At 54.3% G+C, this 17640-nt stretch carries 15 protein-coding genes; 8 read left to right on the top strand and 7 right to left on the bottom strand.

All coding sequences use genetic code 11. The annotated features are described in order from the left end of the window. The first annotated feature begins 2 nt into the window (after positions 1 to 2). The 4 genes from fixC to JY391_RS18105 all read left to right on the top strand — a co-directional run bounded on the left by fixC (position 3) and on the right by JY391_RS18105 (position 3302). Positions 3 to 1289, top strand: coding sequence for an FAD-dependent oxidoreductase FixC (gene fixC, locus JY391_RS18120; protein WP_042290158.1), 1287 nt, complete (start codon positions 3 to 5; stop codon positions 1287 to 1289). Beyond that, the gene (gene fixX, locus JY391_RS18115; protein ID WP_042290155.1) at positions 1286 to 1573 is read left to right on the top strand and encodes a ferredoxin-like protein FixX; all 288 of its coding nucleotides are present in this window, start codon (positions 1286 to 1288) and stop codon (positions 1571 to 1573) included. Before fixC ends, fixX begins: the two co-directional genes overlap by 4 nt. A 61-nt stretch (positions 1574 to 1634) precedes the next feature. Continuing rightward, positions 1635 to 2966, top strand: a complete 1332-nt coding sequence (locus tag JY391_RS18110; RefSeq protein ID WP_181821996.1) for an MFS transporter — start codon at positions 1635 to 1637, stop codon at positions 2964 to 2966. 102 nt (positions 2967 to 3068) lie between these two features. Further along, positions 3069 to 3302, top strand: coding sequence for a YgdI/YgdR family lipoprotein (locus JY391_RS18105; protein ID WP_042290152.1), 234 nt, complete (start codon positions 3069 to 3071; stop codon positions 3300 to 3302). A gap of 52 nt (positions 3303 to 3354) precedes the next feature. Here the strand turns inward: JY391_RS18105 and JY391_RS18100 are convergent, their stop codons facing one another. Further along, entirely contained in the window at positions 3355 to 6297 is a 2943-nt protein-coding gene (locus JY391_RS18100; RefSeq protein WP_211934776.1) for an autotransporter family protein, read from the bottom strand. Positions 6298 to 6686: 389 nt separating this feature from the next. On the opposite strand from JY391_RS18100, the gene kefF reads away from it, so the two are divergent. The 3 genes from kefF to folA all read left to right on the top strand — a co-directional run bounded on the left by kefF (position 6687) and on the right by folA (position 9748). Beyond that, on the top strand, positions 6687 to 7217 hold the full coding sequence (kefF, locus tag JY391_RS18095; RefSeq protein ID WP_060570749.1) for a glutathione-regulated potassium-efflux system oxidoreductase KefF: 531 nt from the start codon (positions 6687 to 6689) through the stop codon (positions 7215 to 7217). Continuing rightward, entirely contained in the window at positions 7210 to 9084 is a 1875-nt protein-coding gene (gene kefC / locus JY391_RS18090; protein WP_042290148.1) for a glutathione-regulated potassium-efflux system protein KefC, read from the top strand. The genes kefF and kefC overlap by 8 nt, the downstream gene beginning before the upstream one ends. A 184-nt stretch (positions 9085 to 9268) precedes the next feature. Next, positions 9269 to 9748: a type 3 dihydrofolate reductase gene (folA, locus tag JY391_RS18085; protein ID WP_181821993.1), complete on the top strand. Its 480-nt coding sequence runs from the start codon at positions 9269 to 9271 to the stop codon at positions 9746 to 9748. A gap of 81 nt (positions 9749 to 9829) precedes the next feature. Here the strand turns inward: folA and apaH are convergent, their stop codons facing one another. The 6 genes from apaH to lptD are packed head-to-tail and all read right to left on the bottom strand — an operon-like array spanning position 9830 to position 16566. Continuing rightward, positions 9830 to 10678, bottom strand: a complete 849-nt coding sequence (gene apaH, locus JY391_RS18080) for a bis(5'-nucleosyl)-tetraphosphatase (symmetrical) ApaH (RefSeq protein ID WP_042290143.1) — start codon at positions 10676 to 10678, stop codon at positions 9830 to 9832. Positions 10679 to 10688: 10 nt separating this feature from the next. After that, positions 10689 to 11066: a Co2+/Mg2+ efflux facilitator ApaG/CorD gene (apaG, locus tag JY391_RS18075; RefSeq protein ID WP_042290141.1), complete on the bottom strand. Its 378-nt coding sequence runs from the start codon at positions 11064 to 11066 to the stop codon at positions 10689 to 10691. A 2-nt stretch (positions 11067 to 11068) separates the two neighbouring features. Then, positions 11069 to 11890 (bottom strand): 16S rRNA (adenine(1518)-N(6)/adenine(1519)-N(6))-dimethyltransferase RsmA, encoded by an 822-nt coding sequence (rsmA, locus tag JY391_RS18070; protein ID WP_042290139.1) that lies wholly within the window; start codon positions 11888 to 11890, stop codon positions 11069 to 11071. Then, positions 11887 to 12876 (bottom strand): 4-hydroxythreonine-4-phosphate dehydrogenase PdxA, encoded by a 990-nt coding sequence (gene pdxA / locus JY391_RS18065; protein ID WP_042290137.1) that lies wholly within the window; start codon positions 12874 to 12876, stop codon positions 11887 to 11889. Before pdxA ends, rsmA begins: the two co-directional genes overlap by 4 nt. Next, positions 12876 to 14162 carry a peptidylprolyl isomerase SurA gene (gene surA / locus JY391_RS18060; protein WP_211934775.1) on the bottom strand — a complete coding sequence of 429 codons (1287 nt, stop codon included), beginning with the start codon at positions 14160 to 14162 and terminating at the stop codon, positions 12876 to 12878. The genes pdxA and surA overlap by 1 nt, the downstream gene beginning before the upstream one ends. Positions 14163 to 14214: 52 nt before the next feature. After that, on the bottom strand, positions 14215 to 16566 hold the full coding sequence (lptD, locus tag JY391_RS18055; RefSeq protein WP_211934774.1) for an LPS assembly protein LptD: 2352 nt from the start codon (positions 16564 to 16566) through the stop codon (positions 14215 to 14217). Positions 16567 to 16821: 255 nt separating this feature from the next. On the opposite strand from lptD, the gene djlA reads away from it, so the two are divergent. Then, a complete protein-coding gene (djlA, locus tag JY391_RS18050; protein ID WP_042290130.1) occupies positions 16822 to 17634 on the top strand; it encodes a co-chaperone DjlA in 813 nt (270 codons plus the stop codon). Positions 17635 to 17640: the final 6 nt, after the last annotated feature.

Genomic DNA, 17640 nt, shown 5'->3' with positions numbered 1-17640 from the left:
GTATGTCTGAAGATATCTTTGACGCCATTATCGTAGGGGCAGGGCTCGCCGGGTCCGTTGCGGCATTGGTGCTTGCCCGGGAAGGGGCGCAAGTGCTGGTTATCGAACGTGGGAATTCGGCGGGCGCGAAGAATGTCACCGGCGGGCGCATTTACGCGCACAGTCTCGAGCGCATTATCCCGGGGTTTGCGCAGCAGGCTCCCGTTGAGCGCGTCATCACTCACGAAAAACTGTCCTTTATGACCGAACGCGGTGCGATGACGGTGGACTATCTCAACGCGGAAAGCGCTTCGCCAGCAGAGGTTTCTTATTCGGTGCTGCGCAGCCGGTTTGACGGCTGGCTGATGGATCAGGCCGAAGCGGCGGGCGCACAGCTGATTGCCGGGATCCGCGTGGATAACGTGGTACAGCGCGATGGCAAAGTGGTGGGCGTTGAAGCCGACGGCGAGATCATTGAAGGAAATGTGGTGATCCTCGCCGACGGGGTGAACTCCCTGCTCGCGGAAAAGCTGGGTATGGCGAAACGGGTCGACGCTGCGCACGTCGCGGTGGGGGTGAAAGAGCTGATCGAACTGCCGAAAGCGGTTATTGAGGATCGTTTTCAGCTCCAGGGCAACGAAGGCGCGGCCTGCCTGTTCGCCGGTTCGCCTACCGATGGCCTGATGGGCGGCGGCTTCCTCTATACCAATGAAAGTACGCTTTCGCTGGGGCTGGTATGTGGCCTTCATCATTTACAGGAGGCGAAAAAATCGGTTCCGCAAATGCTGGAAGATTTTAAACAGCATCCGGCCGTCGCGCCGCTGATAGCCGGGGGCAAGCTGGTTGAATATGCGGCGCATGTCGTACCGGAAGCCGGGATGAACATGCAGCCTGAACTGGTAGGCGACGGTGTGCTGATTGCCGGCGATGCCGCAGGAATGTGCCTGAACCTGGGATTCACCATTCGCGGTATGGATTTAGCCGTTGCCGCTGGCGAAGCGGCGGCAAAAGCGGTGCTCTCGGCGAGGCTGCGCAATGATTTTAGCCGTCAGGGGCTGGCAACGTATCGCCAGTACCTTGAAGACGGCCCGCTACGGGATATGCGGATGTATCAGCGTTTGCCCGCGCTGCTGGATAATCCCCGGATGTTTACCCGCTACCCGGAAATGGCGGTGGGGATCGCCCGCGACCTGTTCACCGTCGACGGCAGCGCGCCGGTGCCGCTGCGTAAGAAAATCCTGCGTCACGCGAAAAACGTGGGCTTCATCAATCTGATGAAAGATGGTCTGAAAGGAGTGACCGCATTATGACTTCTCCCGTCAATGTGGACGTCAAACTGGGCGTCAATAAATTCAATGTCGATGAGGAGCATCCGCACATCATCGTGAAAAGCGATGCGAATCAGCAGGTGCTGGATGTACTGGTCAAGGCGTGCCCTGCCGGGCTGTACAAAAAACAGGATGACGGCAGCGTGCGTTTTGACTATGCGGGATGCCTGGAATGCGGTACCTGCCGCATCCTCGGGCTGGGGACGGCGCTGGAGAAATGGGAATACCCGCGCGGCACCTTTGGTGTGGAATTTCGCTACGGCTAAACCGGGCGCCGGATGGCGATGCGAAGGGTCATCAGGCAGGATGTTTACACAGGATATGCTCATGCAACAGCCACGGAATTTTGAGGACATAAAATTTTCATCCATTCACCGCAGGATCATGCTGTGGGGAAGCGGAGGTCCCTTCCTCGACGGGTATGTGCTGGTGATAATTGGCGTTGCGCTTGAGCAACTTACGCCAGCGCTCAAACTTGACGCCGGGTGGCTGGGGCTGCTCGGCGCTGGCACCCTGGCCGGGCTGTTCGTCGGAACCTCGCTGTTTGGCTATATCTCTGACAAGGTCGGGCGCCGAAAAATGTTCCTTATCGATATCATCGCGATTGGGGTGATATCGCTGGCGACCATGTTTGTTTCCACCCCAGCGGAACTGCTGGTGATGCGGGTGTTGATCGGTGTGGTGATCGGCGCGGATTATCCGATTGCCACCTCCATGATTACCGAGTTTTCCAACACCCGTCAGCGGGCGTTCTCCATCAGTTTTATTGCCGCCATGTGGTATGTCGGCGCGACCTGTGCCGATCTGGTTGGTTACTGGCTGTATGACGTGGAGGGCGGCTGGCGCTGGATGCTGGGTAGCGCGGCCATACCCTGTATTTTGATCCTGGTCGGACGCTTCGATCTGCCTGAGTCGCCGCGCTGGTTGCTGCGCAAGGGGCGGGTGAAAGAGTGTGAAGCGATGATGATTAAGCTGTTTGGCGAGCCGGTAGCGTTTGAAGAAGAACCGCCGCAGGAAACGCGCTTTTTACAGCTTTTTAATCGTCGTCACTTCCCGTTTGTGCTGTTTGTCGCGGCTATCTGGACCTGTCAGGTGATCCCGATGTTTGCCATTTACACCTTTGGTCCGCAGATTGTGGGGTTGTTGGGACTGGGGGCCGGGAAAAGCGCCGCGCTGGGCAACGTGGTCATCAGTCTGTTCTTTATGCTGGGCTGCATTCCTCCCATGTTCTGGCTCAACAGCGCGGGTCGACGACCCCTGCTGATCGGCAGTTTTGTAATGATGACGCTGGCGTTAGCGGTGTTGGGGCTGATACCGGAAATGGGGATTGGGCTGGTGGTCACGGCGTTTGCGGTTTACGCCTTTTTTTCCGGCGGGCCGGGAAACCTTCAGTGGTTATATCCGAATGAGCTGTTTCCTACCGATATTCGCGCCTCGGCGGTCGGCGTCATCATGTCGTTGAGCCGTATTGGCACTATCCTTTCGACCTGGGCGCTGCCGATCTTCATTACAAAATACGGCATCAGTCACGTCATGTTGATGGGCGCCGGAATTTCGCTGGTTGGGCTGTTAATCTCCATTGCCTTCGCCCCTGAAACCCGTGGCCTGACGTTGGCTGAAACCAGCACCATGACCCTCCGCAGGTCGCCGCTGCGCTAACGACGCCATTCAGAGTGTTCTGCATTTGCGTTCAGCGTCAACCCCTTAGGCTACAGTTAACGGGTAAGTAACAGAAAATGACTGAAAAGCAGGGAGAACACCATGCAAAAGCATCGACTGATCGCGTCTATTTTGGCCGCAGCAACCGTCTTCACCGTCGTGGGCTGTTCCTCAAACCAGGCGGTACGCACCACCGACGGCAGAACCATTGTCACCGACGGCAAACCACAGGTGGATGACGACACCGGGCTGGTATCTTACAAAAACGCCGAAACCGGTCAGACGGAACAGATTAACCGTGACCAGGTGAAAAACATGAGCGAGCTGGATAACTAATAAAGAGGCGCAGCGGTATGGGCCGCTGCGCGAAACATGAAGTAATCAGCGATTACCAACGGTGGTTGAGGAGGATATGGCCACCGTAAGCGTTATAGCTGTTTTCTCCCCATTCGCCGCTTACCCGAAGTGAAAGGGTAGTGGTTTCATTCAGATTGCCCGTGACACCCAGTTCAAGCTGTCCGCGATCCTCTGGCATATCGTTGCTGATGCGTTCACCGTTAAAGGCCAGGTCGTTTTGGCCGGCGCCTTTTAACCAGTTGATCGAAACGTAGGGCTGGCATGCCTGTACGTCGTTACGATCAAAATAGCTGCTCTTCACCCCGAGACGGCCAAATACGCTGTCGTCGTCCAGTTGCGTCACCCTGACCCCGTCGCGGTCCGTATGATTATCCTGATCCAGATAGCTATAGATCACCTGAGCCTGGGGTTCAATTTTCCAGGTGCGTTGATTTTCTGAATCGACAACCCAGGCATGGCCGACTTCAAAAGAGGCGGCGAAACCTTTGCTGCTGTAATCTTCATCATTGCGGTTGCTGCTTACGTTGTTGTCATACCAGCTGTACATTGCCCATGAGTCGACATAGCTGCCGAGGCGGTATTTTTGATCTTCCTGCCAGGTGGCATAAATACCCACGTTAAAACCGTCAACTTTACCCTGTGCGTTGCGGGCATTGTTTTTACTGTCTGAATCGGTTTTGGCATGGCCTGCGCCGACCATGCCACCGGCATGCAGGACACCCTTATCGAGTGGTTTACTCAGGAAGTCGGTACCGATTTGAAGCACGGTGGTGGTGGTGTCATAGTTCAGCTTATCGCCGGCAACGTCGTTTTCATGATAACGACCTTTAACATACATCCAGGTGTTAAGATCATCTTCATTGCGCAACGTCAACTGATCGCGATCGTCACGTTTGTGCAGGAACATACCCTGTGCCGCCTGATAGTTGCCAAGATAAGCGCCAACTTCAGGCGCCATGATTTCCGGGACATTATCGCCGCCATTACCATTATCGCCGCCATTGCCGCTGTCGCCGTCATTGCCATTGTCGCCGCTGTTACCGTTGTCGCCGCCGTTACTATTGTCGCCGCCGTTACTATTGTCGCCGCCGTTACTATTGTCGCCGCCATTACCATTGTCGTCGCTGTTACCGTTGTCGCCGCCGTTACCGTTGTCGCCGCCGTTACCATCGCTGTCTCCATCATCCTCGGAAGAGGTTGCTTTAGACTCCAGATACCAGTTACCGTCATCGTGTTGGAAGAGGTTATATTCCCACGCGCCGGCAACAACAGGACGGGAAAGCGTGAATTCAGCGTTGGAGTTTCCTCCCACGCTAATCACCTTCATTCCGTTAACGGTTTGGTCGCCCAGTCCGCCGACATTGCGGACAGCGACATCGGACGTACCATAACTGCTGCCGGTAATGCTCAGATGGTCTGTGGGCGCGGTGTCGTCGCCAGGCTCGCTGTTCATCACGATCTGGCTTCCCGCCGCGCCGGTGTAATCCCCGTTGATGATGAAATCATTGCCGATCGCGTTGTTCTGACCGCTAATTAATAAGGTTCCGCTGTTGGTGACATTACCGTTAAGGGTATCCACGGTTGCGGAGGTGGATATCGAATTACCGGAAACGGCATTCCAGGCTGCCAACGTACCGCCTGCCAGGATATCAAGGTTGTTATACACGCGCCCTGCGCTGGCAAATGTGGCGCCATTGTCGACGGTCATCGTGGCATTGCTGCCCTCTACTCCTAGCGTTGCGCCTTCCGCCACCAGCGTAGTGCCGGCATTCAACTGGGTATTTCCGGTATAGGTATTATTCCCTGTAAGGGTCAGCACGCTGGCGTCATTTTTTACGAGGTTGCCGCTTCCGGTAATATCGCTGGCAAACGTCGTATTGCCACCCTGATTAAAAATAAGGATCCCGTCATTAGTTACTGTTCCGGTTAACGTGGCGGTTTTTGCACCGTCGCCAAGTTGCAGTACCGCCTTCTGCGCGATGAGTGTGGAACCACTGTTTGCCACGTTTCCGGCGAGAGTCAGTTTACCGGTGTTGACCAGCAGCGAATCGCTGGTGCCTGTCAGGTCGATATCACCGGAAAGGGTCCAGTCTTCCCCGTTCATGGTGAGTGTAGCAAAACCATCCCCTTCATTCAGTCCGATAAAATGACTGTCTTCCGTGCCTGACCCCATTAACGTGACGGTATTATTTTTAGAATTGCTGGATATAACGTCGCCAATAAGTTCAGAACCGGTATTGAGGACGAGGGTGTTCTTTTTCCCGCTGGCAAAATAAATAGCCGCTTCCTTTCCAGATATGACGCCTGAATTGATAATGTCTACTTTGGCTGTATTGTCGGCAAAAATACCGTAGCGCGTTCCCTCTATGGTATTTGCGTTGGTGATTTTTGCGGTGCCATCATTAGCAAGAACACCGTCGCCATCAAGACCGGTTATGATGCCTTTATTTTCCAGTCCTAGGCCTGACCAGGTGTAGACTCCTGTTCTGCCTGTAATAGTCCCAGTTTCAGTGTTGGATATAGTAAGCGCCGCTAAATCCGGAGCAATATAAATGCCCACTTTAGCCGCGGTAATCACACCATTATTAATGATATCTCCCAGCATTGACTCAATGTTAATAGCATTTGCCGTTGTGGATGATATTGCAGACTTATCTCCATTGATGATTTGGACTTTTTGTGCTCCCGTATTCACATACAATCCATCACTTTTGCCGGAGATATTTCCGTTGTTTGTCAGCGTATTAACAATGGTGCCACTTAAGGTTGCCGCAGCTTCATCTCCCGGTGAGGAAATAGTGACATCCTGATTAATAATGTATTCACTGTCGTTAGAGAAAATTTGTGGGGAGGATGTGGATTTATCAATTGTTATCTGAGCAGAAGATATAATTGGTGTGAATAATATTATCGCAGGAAAAAGTTGCTTAAGCGTTCTGGTGACGTTATTTAATGAAAAATAATTGTTAATCATGATTGCACTCATTTAGATTTGGCATTCGGCAAAAAAAGATATATTAGCGGCGCAGGTGTTTTAATAAAAGTTAGTTTTTAATGTGTAATTACGCCAAGTTTCTTTTTGGGAATAAATTACCTGTCTTTTCATTGGGTTGGGTGTTTTTAGTTTTCTTGGGGGCGTAATTAAATAATTTTAATAGGTAATGAATTTTTATTGATTGATGATCATGCATTCATGTGTTGGATGCATATTTTAAAAATAGCATGTTTAGCTTTAGAAAAAGGCGAACCCATTTGAGGGGGAAACACTTTTTTGTGAATGAATGTTTGAATGCTTTTAGTCGGCTCGTTAAATGTCTACACTCTTGGTAACGAGATGTAAACAGAAACGATAACAGGCTAAACATGATCCTCATTATTTACGCGCATCCTTATCCGCAGCATTCGCATGCGAATAGACGGATGCTTGAACAGGCAAGGACCCTGGAAGGGGTTGAAGTACGTTCGCTGTATCAACTTTATCCCGACTTCAATATCGACATCGCCGCTGAACAGGAGGCGCTTTCCCGTGCCGATCTGATTATCTGGCAGCATCCGATGCAGTGGTACAGCGTGCCGCCTTTACTCAAACTTTGGATGGATAAGGTGCTCTCTCACGGCTGGGCCTACGGTCACGGCGGCACGGCGTTGCAGGGGAAACAGTTAATGTGGGCGGTTACGACCGGCGGGGGCGAGAATCATTTCGAGATCGGCTCGCATCCGGGATTTGCGGTGCTTTCACAACCTCTCCAGGCAACGGCGCTTTATTGTGGTCTCAACTGGCTCCCGCCGTTTGCGATGCACTGCACGTTTATCTGCGATGATGAAACCCTGCAAGCGCAGGCACGGCGTTATAAACAACGTTTGCTGGAGTGGCAGGAGGCGCACAATGGATAGCCATACGCTGATACAGGCGCTGATTTATCTCGGTTCCGCGGCACTGATTGTCCCGATTGCTGTGCGGCTCGGTCTGGGGTCGGTGCTCGGCTATCTGATTGCCGGGTGCATCATTGGTCCCTGGGGGCTTCGGTTGGTCACTGACGCAGAGTCGATACTGCACTTTGCGGAAATCGGCGTGGTGCTGATGCTGTTTGTCATTGGCCTTGAGCTGGATCCCCAGCGTCTCTGGAAGCTCCGGGCCTCGGTGTTTGGCGGCGGCGCGCTACAGATGGTCGTGTGCGGCGGGCTGATCGGCCTGTTCTGTATGTTCCTCGGCCTGCGTTGGCAGGTGGCGGAGCTGATCGGCCTGACCCTGGCGCTCTCCTCCACGGCGATAGCGATGCAGGCAATGAATGAGCGAAATCTTACCGTCTCGCAGATGGGGCGCAGCGCCTTTGCGGTGCTGTTGTTTCAGGATATTGCGGCTATACCGCTGGTGGCGATGATCCCCCTGCTGGCAGCCAGCGGCGCGTCAACAACGCTGGGCGCATTTGCGCTGTCAGCGCTGAAGGTGGTCGGCGCGCTGGCGCTGGTGATTTTGCTCGGGCGCTATGTCACGCGTCCGGCGTTGCGCTTTGTCGCGCGTTCTGGTTTGCGCGAAGTGTTCAGCGCCGTGGCGTTGTTTCTGGTGTTCGGCTTCGGTCTGTTGCTGGAAGAAGTGGGGCTGTCAATGGCGATGGGCGCGTTTCTGGCAGGTGTACTGCTGGCAAGCTCGGAGTATCGTCACGCTCTGGAAAGCGATATTGAACCGTTTAAAGGCCTGCTGCTTGGGCTGTTCTTTATCGGCGTCGGCATGTCGATAGACTTCGGCACGCTTATTGATAATCCTTTGCGCATTATCATTCTGCTGGTGGGCTTTCTGGTTATTAAGACCGGCATGTTATGGCTGATTGCCCGCCCGCTGAAGGTGCCGAATAAACAGCGTCGCTGGTTCGCGGTGCTGCTGGGACAGGGCAGCGAGTTCGCGTTTGTGGTGTTTGGCGCGGCGCAGATGGCGGGCGTGTTGGATCCGGAATGGGCGAAAGCGCTGACGCTGGCGGTGGCGCTCTCAATGGCCGCGACGCCGATCTTCCTCGTCATCCTTACCCGTCTGGAGAAAAATGCCGCCGGGGAAGAACGCGAAGCGGATGAAATCGATGAGGAACAGCCGCGGGTGATTATTGCCGGCTTTGGGCGCTTCGGGCAGATTACCGGCCGTTTGCTGCTCTCCAGCGGGGTAAAAATGGTGGTCCTCGACCATGACCCAGATCATATTGAAACGCTGCGCAAATTCGGCATGAAGGTGTTTTACGGCGACGCAACGCGAATGGATCTGCTGGAATCCGCCGGGGCGGCGAAAGCGGAAGTGCTAATCAACGCCATTGACGATCCGCAAACCAGCCTGGCGCTGACGGAAATGGTCAAAGCGCATTTCCCGAATTTGCAGATTATCGCCCGCGCGCGTGATGTCGATCACTACATTCGTCTGCGTCAGGCCGGGGTGGAGCAACCTGAGCGTGAAACCTTTGAAGGTGCGTTGAAAACCGGACGGCTGGCGCTGGAAAATCTCGGGCTGGGACGCTACGAGGCACGCGAGCGCGCCGATCTGTTCCGCCGCTATAACACTCGAATGGTTGAGGAGATGGCGAAGGGCGAAAACGATACCACTTCTCGTGCGGCAGTGTATAAACGTACCAGCGCGATGCTCAGCGAAATCATCACCGAGGACCGTGAACATTTGTCGCTGGTACAGCGTCACGGCTGGCAGGGAACGGAGGAAGGCAAGCACACCGGCGACATCGCCGATGAGCCGGACGTTAAACCGCCAACCGGGGTAAAAGTGTGATGTATCGCAAACTTTACTACTAAGTCGCTGTTTTTAAATTACTGTAATGCAGCGAGTCCACCCGCAAGACGTGGACTCGCCAGCAGAACGGAAAATTTTCGTGTTCTTCCTCTTTTCGTCAGTCGACGAAAGATTGCTCTTTACGTATAGTGGCGACAATTTTTTTGTATCCGGGAATGAATAAATGATCAGTCTGATTGCTGCGTTAGCGGTAGATCGCGTTATTGGCATGGAGAACGCCATGCCGTGGAATCTGCCTGCCGATCTCGCCTGGTTTAAACGCAATACCTTAAATAAGCCTGTTGTGATGGGACGCCATACCTGGGAATCCATCGGACGTCCGCTGCCGGGACGTAAAAATATAGTCATCAGCAGCCAGCCGGGAACAGACGACCGCGTTCAGTGGGTAAAATCCGTTGATGACGCGCTGGTTGCCTGCGGCGATGCGCCAGAGATTATGGTGATTGGCGGTGGACGCGTGTATGAGCAGTTCCTGCCGAAAGCGGACAAGCTGTACCTGACGCATATCGACGCGGAGGTGGAAGGGGACACGCACTTCCCGGATTACGATCCGGACGACTGGGAATCGGTGTTCAGCGAATTTCACGATGCCGATGCACAGAACTCTCACAGCTATTGCTTCGAGATCCTGGAGCGTCGTTAATCCGCTTTATGCCGGAGGGTTGTCTGCGACCGGTCAATCTCGTGTGGGCCGGATAAGCGCAACGCCATCCGGCACGCATCGTCAGGCGTTGACCGCTTCGCCTTCGCCCATATCCATCTGACGATTCGACGGCTGGACAAAATAACGCTTGTCTTCCCAGCGCAGACAGGTCAACTCTCCGCCCCAGCAGCAGCCGGTATCCAGCGCATAAATCCCTTCCGGCGTACCTTTGCCTTCCAGCGAGGCCCAATGCCCAAAGGCGATGCTGTATTCCTCACTTACCGGACCGGGAATGGCGAACCACGGCTTTAGCGGCGCGGGCGCGTCTTCGGGTGACTCTTTGCTGTACATGTCCAGTTGACCGTTCGGGAAGCAATACCGCATACGGGTAAAGGCGTTAGTGATAAAACGCAGACGCGCCAGTCCTGTTAGCGCTGGCGACCAGTTATTCGGCATGTCGCCGTACATCGCATCAAGGAAGAAAGGATAAGAGTCGCTCGACAGCACGGCTTCGACATCGCGCGCGCACTCTTTCGCCGTCTGCAGATCCCACTGCGGCGTAATCCCCGCATGGGCCATTACCAGCTTTTTCTCTTCGTCGATCTGTAACAGCGGCTGGCGGCGCAGCCAGTTTAGCAGTTCGTCAGCGTCGGGCGCTTCCAGCAGGGGGCCTAACCGATCTTTGGGTTTGTTACGGCTTATTCCGGCAAACACCGCCAACAGATGAAGGTCGTGATTGCCCAGCACCAGGCGCACGCAGTCGCCGAGTGACTTCACATAGCGCAGCACGTCCAGCGAGCCGGGGCCGCGAGCGACTAAATCACCGGTAAGCCAGAGGGTATCGGATTCGGGGGTAAATTTTACCTGGTCTAACAATGCGATCAGTTCATCGTAGCAACCGTGAACGTCGCCAATAAGGTATGTTGCCATAGCTATTGTTTTAGTGAATGAGTGTTGGAACGGCGAGTCGGAAAACAGGAATATCGATGGTAAAGGCGACGCCGTTCTCATCAATCATCTCGTAATGACCCTGCATAGTGCCCAGCGGCGTTTCAATCACCGCACCGCTGGTGTACTGGTATTCTTCGCCAGGATCAATGTGCGGCTGAACGCCCACCACGCCTTCTCCCTGGACTTCGGTTTCACGGCCATGACCATTGGTAATTAACCAGTAGCGTCCCAATAGCTGCACTGGCGCTCGCCCCAGATTGCGGATGGTTACGGTATAGGCAAAAACGTAACGTTCATCATCAGGTGAAGATTGCGCCTCAATATAGACGCTTTGTACCTGAACACACACTCGGGGCGAATTGATCATGCTTAGCTCTCCTTCGACGGCGCGTTTTCGGCCAGATAGTTCGCCATCTTGCAATACTGCGCGACAGAGATATTTTCCGCTCGCATCGCCGGGTCGACGCCCAGCTCCGTCAGAACCTCGACGCTGAACAGATTGCCGAGGCTGTTGCGAATCGTTTTACGGCGCTGGTTAAACGCTTCGGTGGTGATGCGGCTTAACACGCGAATATCGTTGACCGGATACGGCATCGTCGCATGCGGCACCAGGCGCACCACGGCGGAATCGACTTTAGGCGGCGGCGTGAAGGCGGACGGCGGCACTTCAAGCACCGGGATCACGTTGCAGTAATACTGCGCCATGACGCTTAATCGACCATACGCTTTACTGTTGGGTCCTGCAACCAGACGATTGACCACTTCCTTCTGCAACATAAAGTGCATATCGGCAATGGCATCAGTATAGCTAAACAGGTGGAACATCAGCGGCGTGGAGATGTTATACGGCAGGTTGCCGAACACGCGCAGCGGTTGGCCCATTTTCTCCGCCAGTTCGCCGAAGTTCATCGTCATGGCATCCTGCTGATAAATGGTCAGCTTTGGCCCCAGAAACGGATGGGTTTGCAGACGCGCTGCCAGATCGCGGTCAAGTTCAATAACCGTCAGTTGGTCAAGACGTTCGCCAACCGGCTCCGTCAGCGCGGCCAGACCGGGGCCGATTTCAACCATCGCCTGACCCTTTTGCGGGTTGATGGCGGAAACAATGCTGTCGATCACAAACTGATCGTTGAGAAAGTTTTGCCCGAAGCGTTTACGGGCTAAGTGGCCCTGATGGACTCGATTATTCATTGGGTATTAACAATCATTTTGATGGCGAGATTAAGCGCCGTAATAAAACTGCCGACGTCAGCATCACCCCGGCCCGCCAGTTCAAGGGCTGTGCCGTGGTCTACCGACGTACGGATAAAGGGCAGGCCCAGCGTGATATTCACCCCGCGGCCAAATCCCTGGTATTTTAGCACGGGGAGACCCTGATCGTGGTACATTGCCAGCACCGCGTCCGCATGTTGCAGATATTTCGGCTGAAACAGCGTATCTGCGGGCAACGGGCCGGTCAGTTTCATCCCCTGAGCGCGCAGCGTATCCAGCACCGGAACGATCGTGTCGATCTCTTCGGTTCCCATGTGGCCGCCTTCACCGGCATGTGGATTCAGGCCACAGACCAGGATCCGCGGCTCGGCGACACCGAATTTGGTGCGTAAATCGTGATGCAAAATGCCGATCACTTCATGAAGCAGCGCAGGCGTAATGGCATCGGCGACGTCGCGAAGCGGCAAATGCGTGGTTGCCAGCGCGACGCGCAGCGCTTCAGTGGCCAGCATCATCACGACTTTTTGTGTCTGCGAACGTGCTTCAAAAAACTCGGTGTGCCCGGTAAACGGGATGCCCGCATCGTTAATAACGCCCTTGTGCACCGGGCCGGTAATCAGCGCGGCGAATTCTCCCTCCAGGCAGCCGTCACAGGCGCGCGCCAACGTCTGCACGACATATTCACCGTTTTCCACGGTGAGCTGTCCTGCGATGACCGGCGCGCGCAGCGCCACCGGCAGCAGTGTCAGCGTACCGGCGGTCTGAGCTTTGGCTGGCGTATCGGGAGAATAAGGGAGGAGGGAAAGCGGTAGACCGAGCTGGTTTGCCCGGTCTGTTAACATCGCGGCGTCGGCGCAAACGACCAGTTCAACCGGCCAGTCGCGTTGCGCCAGTTGAACCACCAGATCCGGGCCGATCCCGGCGGGTTCGCCGGGAGTAATGACAACGCGTTGAGCAACCGTCATTAATTGCTCAGGATTTTAACGTAGGCGCTGGCGCGCTGTTCCTGCATCCAGGTTGCCGCTTCTTCCGAGAACTTACGGTTCATCAGCATGCGGTAAGCGCGATCTTTTTGCGCGGCGTCGGTTTTATCGACGTTACGCGTGTCCAGCAGTTCGATCAGATGCCAGCCGAAGGAAGAGTGTACCGGCGTGCTCATCTGGCCTTTGTTCAGACGGGTTAACGCATCGCGGAAGGCCGGATCGAAAATATCTGCCGCAGCCCAGCCCAAATCGCCGCCCTGGTTGGCGGAACCCGGATCCTGGGAGAACTCTTTCGCTGCGGCGGCAAAGGTGGTTTTCCCGCTCTTAATGTCTGCCGCAATCTGCTCAAGTTTCTGGCGAGCCTGCTGATCGGTCATGATTGGCGACGGCTTCAGCAGAATGTGACGGGCATGAACTTCGGTCACCGAAATGCTCTGGTTCTGACCACGCATATCGTTCACTTTCAGGATGTGGAAACCTACCCCGGAGCGAATCGGGCCAACCACGTCGCCTTTCTTCGCAGTGCTCAGCGCCTGAGCGAAAATGCCTGGCAGTTCCTGAATACGACCCCAGCCCATCTGGCCGCCTTTCAGCGCCTGCTGGTCAGCAGAGTAGGTGATCGCCAGTTTACCGAAGTCATTGCCGTTACGCGCCTGATCGACAATCGAGCGCGCCTGCGCTTCCGCTTCATTCACCTGGTCAGAGGTCGGATTTTCCGGCAGCGGGATCAGGATGTGGCTGAGGTTCAGCTCGGTGTTAGCATCGTTCTGGTTGCCCACCTGCTGCGCCAGCGCCTCGACTTCCTGCGGCAGAATAGTGACACGACGGCGCACTTCGTTGTTGCGCACTTCAGAAATGATCATCTCTTTACGGATCTGGTTACGGTAGGTCGAATAGTTCAACCCGTCGTAGGCCAGGCGGCTACGCATTTGATCCAGCGTCATGTTGTTCTGTTTGGCGATATTGGCAATCGCCTGATCAAGCTGCTCATCAGAGATTTTTACGCCCATCTTCTGACCCACCTGCAGGACGATCTGGTCCATAATCAGACGTTCCAGGATCTGGTGACGCAGCGTGGCGTCGTCCGGAAGCTGTTGACCGGCCTGACTCGCGTTCAGTTTGACAGACTGCATTAAGCCATCAACGTCGCTTTCCAGCACCACACCGTTATTTACAACGGCTGCGACTTTATCGACCACCTGCGGGGCAGCGAAACTGGTATTCGCGATCATGGCGATACCGAGAAGCAGCGTTTTCCAGTTCTTCATACTTTTTCCATTTCAATTAACCGCACTGCGGATTACGTGGTAAATCAATCTATTACAGAGTGCTTTGATACGGCAATATGTTGGAGCGCAGCATCTCTTTCGTGCCGAGACCGTAATTGGAGCTCAGACCGCGAAGTTCGATGTTGAATCCAATGATATTGTCATATACCGCGTGTTCTTTTTCGTTTTCCCAGCCGTTCAGCTTACGCTCGTAACCGACGCGGATCGCGTAACAGCAGGAGTTATATTGCAGACCCAACATCTGGTCGGCAGGTTTATTCACGTTGGTATCGTAGTAGTAAGCGCCAACGACAGACCAGCGGTCGGCGATCGGCCAACTGGCGACAGCGCCCACCTGGTTGATACCGTTTTTGTACTGCGCAGATTCCCAGCGCTTATCCTCACTGTCTCTCGGTAACGTCGCCTGAATATATTCCGGGCTGGCGTAACGGTAGTTCAACTGTATCAGGCGGTCTTCGTCGCGACGGTATTCGATACTGGAACTGCTGGTCGCGACGCTGTCCAGACGGGTATCGTACTGAATACCGCCACGCAGTCCCCAGCGCTCAGAAATACGCCAGTATGTGTCGCCTGCCCATACCAGAGAGCCGGTTTGGTCGTCATTCTCCCACTTAATGTTGTCATCGCCGGTGCGAGACTCGGTGAAATAGTAGATTTGACCAACAGAAACGTTAAAACGTTCAACCGCCGCGTCATCATATACACGGGATGTGACGCCGGTCGTGACCTGATTCGCCGAGGCGATACGGTCCAGGCCGCCATAGGTGCGATCGCGGAACAGACCGGTATAGTCAGACTGCAGCAAAGAGGAGTCGTAGTTGTAAATTTTGCTCTGATCGCGATACGGCACGTACAGATACTGTGCGCGCGGCTCCAGCGTCTGGGTGTATCCCGGGGTGAGCATGTTCATATCACGTTCGAATACCATTTTGCCGTCAACCTTGAACTGCGGCATAACGCGGTTCACCGAATCATCATATTGCGGATAATTCTCGAGGTTCTTTTGCTGGTAGTGCGTCGCCATCAGTTTCGCTTCGGTGTTGAGGCTTCCCCACTTGTTTGACAGCGGCAGATTGATGGTTGGCTCCAGGTGCAAACGTGTCGCTTCCGGCATGTTGTCGTTGGTGTTCACAAAATGCACCGCCTGACCATAAATACGCGTATCGAAGGGACCCAGATCGTTATGGTAATAGTTAACGTCTAACTGCGGTTGCGCAGAATAGCTGTCGCTGTTTTGTGTATCGAAAACCTGGAACTGCTTGGTCGACACGGTAGCATCAAAGTTCTGCACCGCGTAACCGACGCTGAATTTCTGCGTGGCGTAACCGTCGGTACTGGAACCGTATTTGTTATCGAAATCGTTAAAGTAGGTAGGATCGCTGACCTTGGTGTAGTCGATATTGAAGCGCCACACCTGATCCATCACCCCGGCGTGTTGCCAGTAAAACAGCCAGCGGCGTGAGTTATCATCCTGCGGATATTCGTCCTCGTAGACCTTGTCAGAGTTCAGATAGTCGAACTCCATCAGGCCAGCGCCCGCTTGCGTCAGATAGCGGAATTCGTTCTCCCACATTATCCCGCCGCGACGGTGCATGTAGTGCGGCGTGATGGTCGCGTCCATATTTGGCGCGATGTTCCAGTAATAAGGAAGATAGAACTCGAAATAGTTTTTCGACGTGTACTTCGCGTTCGGGATCAGGAAACCTGAGCGACGCTTATCCCCCACCGGCAATTGCAGGTACGGGCTGTAAAAAATCGGAACCGGACCCACTTTAAAGCGGGCGTTCCAGATTTCCGCAACCTGTTCTTCACGGTCGTGGATCACTTCGCTACCGACCACGCTCCAGGTATCAGAACCCGGCAGACAGGAGGTGAAGCTGCCGTTCTCAAGGATGGTATAGCGGTTTTCACCGCGCTGTTTCATCAGGTCGGCTTTACCGCGGCCCTGACGGCCCACCATCTGGTAATCACCTTCCCAGACGTTGGTATCTTTTGTGTTCAGGTTTGCCCAGCCCTTCGGCCCTTTGAGGATCACCTGGTTGTCGTCGTAATGGACGTTACCGAGCGCATCGACGGTGCGTACTGGCTCAGGCTGGCCTGGCGCGGCTTTCTGATGCAACTGCACCTCATCGGCCTGCAGACGGCTGTTGCCCTGCATGATGTCCACATTGCCGCTAAACACCGCGTCATCGGGATAATTTCCTTTCGCATGATCGGCATTAATGGTGACAGGGAGTTCATTCGTCTCGCCCTGTACCAGAGGACGGTCATAGCTTGGCACGCCCAACATACATTGTGAGGCGAGGCTGGCTGCCAGACCCTGCTGACTGTACAGGGCGGTGGCAATCATGGTGGCCAGGAGGGTGGGAATACGTTTTTTCATACGTTGTATTTTATTGTTCCATCATCAGTAGCGTCGCGCGTGACAAACCGCCACAGCCTAACTTACTCATGTTCGTAGTGCTAGTGTTAATCCTGCCGGGATAGCGTCTGTGGTGTTAGTCACGGCTTTGAATGACAGGTATGATAATGCAAATTATAGGCGATGTCCCACAATTGACCGTTGCCGTGAAACGGTAAAAAGCGGCTTATTTTGCGGGACATAACCTCACCAGGCGTGAGACAAATTGGGGAGTTTATGCAGTACTGGGGAAAAATTATTGGCGTGGCCGTGGCTCTGATGATGGGCGGCGGCTTCTGGGGCGTGGTTCTCGGGCTGTTAATCGGCCATATGTTTGACAAAGCCCGCAGCCGAAAAATGGCGTGGTTTGCCAACCAGCGTGAGCGTCAGGCGCTGTTTTTTGCCACGACCTTTGAGGTGATGGGGCACTTAACGAAATCAAAAGGACGGGTGACCGAAGCGGATATCCATGTGGCAAATGTGCTTATGGATCGAATGAATTTACATGGCGAATCGCGATCTGCGGCGCAAAACGCGTTCCGCGTCGGAAAATCAGACAATTACCCACTGCGTGAAAAAATGCGTCAGTTTCGTAGCGTCTGTTTTGGTCGTTTCGACCTGATTCGTATGTTTCTGGAGATTCAAATCCAGGCGGCATTTGCCGACGGTTCGCTGCACCCGAACGAACGCGAAGTGCTGTATGTGATTGCCGAAGAGCTGGGCATTTCCCGCGTTCAGTTTGAGCAATTCCTGCGTATGATGCAGGGCGGCGCGCAGTTTGGCGGTGGTTACCAGCAGCAATCCGGCGGTGGCTGGCAGCAGACGCAGCGCGGTCCGACGCTGGAGGACGCCTGTAACGTGCTGGGGGTGAAGCCCTCTGATGATGCAACCACCATCAAACGCGCCTACCGTAAGCTCATGAGCGAACATCACCCGGACAAACTGGTCGCTAAGGGGTTACCGCCAGAAATGATGGAGATGGCGAAGCAGAAAGCGCAGGAAATTCAGAAAGCATATGAATTAATCAAAGACCAGAAAGGATTTAAGTGAGTCGTT

The organism is Citrobacter sedlakii (genome assembly GCF_018128425.1).
Taxonomy (GTDB): Bacteria; Pseudomonadota; Gammaproteobacteria; order Enterobacterales; family Enterobacteriaceae; genus Citrobacter_A; species Citrobacter_A sedlakii.
Note: the sequence above shows the minus strand (reverse complement) of the source record. Positions and strands in the feature narration are given on the sequence as shown.

What these genes read in the sequence shown, in the direction of transcription:
- fixC (WP_042290158.1), top strand. Translation starts at nt 3, where the DNA reads ATGTCTGAAGATATCTTTGACGCCATTATCGTAGGGGCAGGGCTCGCC.
- fixX (WP_042290155.1), top strand. Translation starts at nt 1,286, where the DNA reads ATGACTTCTCCCGTCAATGTGGACGTCAAACTGGGCGTCAATAAATTC.
- JY391_RS18110 (WP_181821996.1), top strand. Translation starts at nt 1,635, where the DNA reads ATGCAACAGCCACGGAATTTTGAGGACATAAAATTTTCATCCATTCAC.
- JY391_RS18105 (WP_042290152.1), top strand. Translation starts at nt 3,069, where the DNA reads ATGCAAAAGCATCGACTGATCGCGTCTATTTTGGCCGCAGCAACCGTC.
- JY391_RS18100 (WP_211934776.1), bottom strand. Translation starts at nt 6,297, where the DNA reads ATGATTAACAATTATTTTTCATTAAATAACGTCACCAGAACGCTTAAG.
- kefF (WP_060570749.1), top strand. Translation starts at nt 6,687, where the DNA reads ATGATCCTCATTATTTACGCGCATCCTTATCCGCAGCATTCGCATGCG.
- kefC (WP_042290148.1), top strand. Translation starts at nt 7,210, where the DNA reads ATGGATAGCCATACGCTGATACAGGCGCTGATTTATCTCGGTTCCGCG.
- folA (WP_181821993.1), top strand. Translation starts at nt 9,269, where the DNA reads ATGATCAGTCTGATTGCTGCGTTAGCGGTAGATCGCGTTATTGGCATG.
- apaH (WP_042290143.1), bottom strand. Translation starts at nt 10,678, where the DNA reads ATGGCAACATACCTTATTGGCGACGTTCACGGTTGCTACGATGAACTG.
- apaG (WP_042290141.1), bottom strand. Translation starts at nt 11,066, where the DNA reads ATGATCAATTCGCCCCGAGTGTGTGTTCAGGTACAAAGCGTCTATATT.
- rsmA (WP_042290139.1), bottom strand. Translation starts at nt 11,890, where the DNA reads ATGAATAATCGAGTCCATCAGGGCCACTTAGCCCGTAAACGCTTCGGG.
- pdxA (WP_042290137.1), bottom strand. Translation starts at nt 12,876, where the DNA reads ATGACGGTTGCTCAACGCGTTGTCATTACTCCCGGCGAACCCGCCGGG.
- surA (WP_211934775.1), bottom strand. Translation starts at nt 14,162, where the DNA reads ATGAAGAACTGGAAAACGCTGCTTCTCGGTATCGCCATGATCGCGAAT.
- lptD (WP_211934774.1), bottom strand. Translation starts at nt 16,566, where the DNA reads ATGAAAAAACGTATTCCCACCCTCCTGGCCACCATGATTGCCACCGCC.
- djlA (WP_042290130.1), top strand. Translation starts at nt 16,822, where the DNA reads ATGCAGTACTGGGGAAAAATTATTGGCGTGGCCGTGGCTCTGATGATG.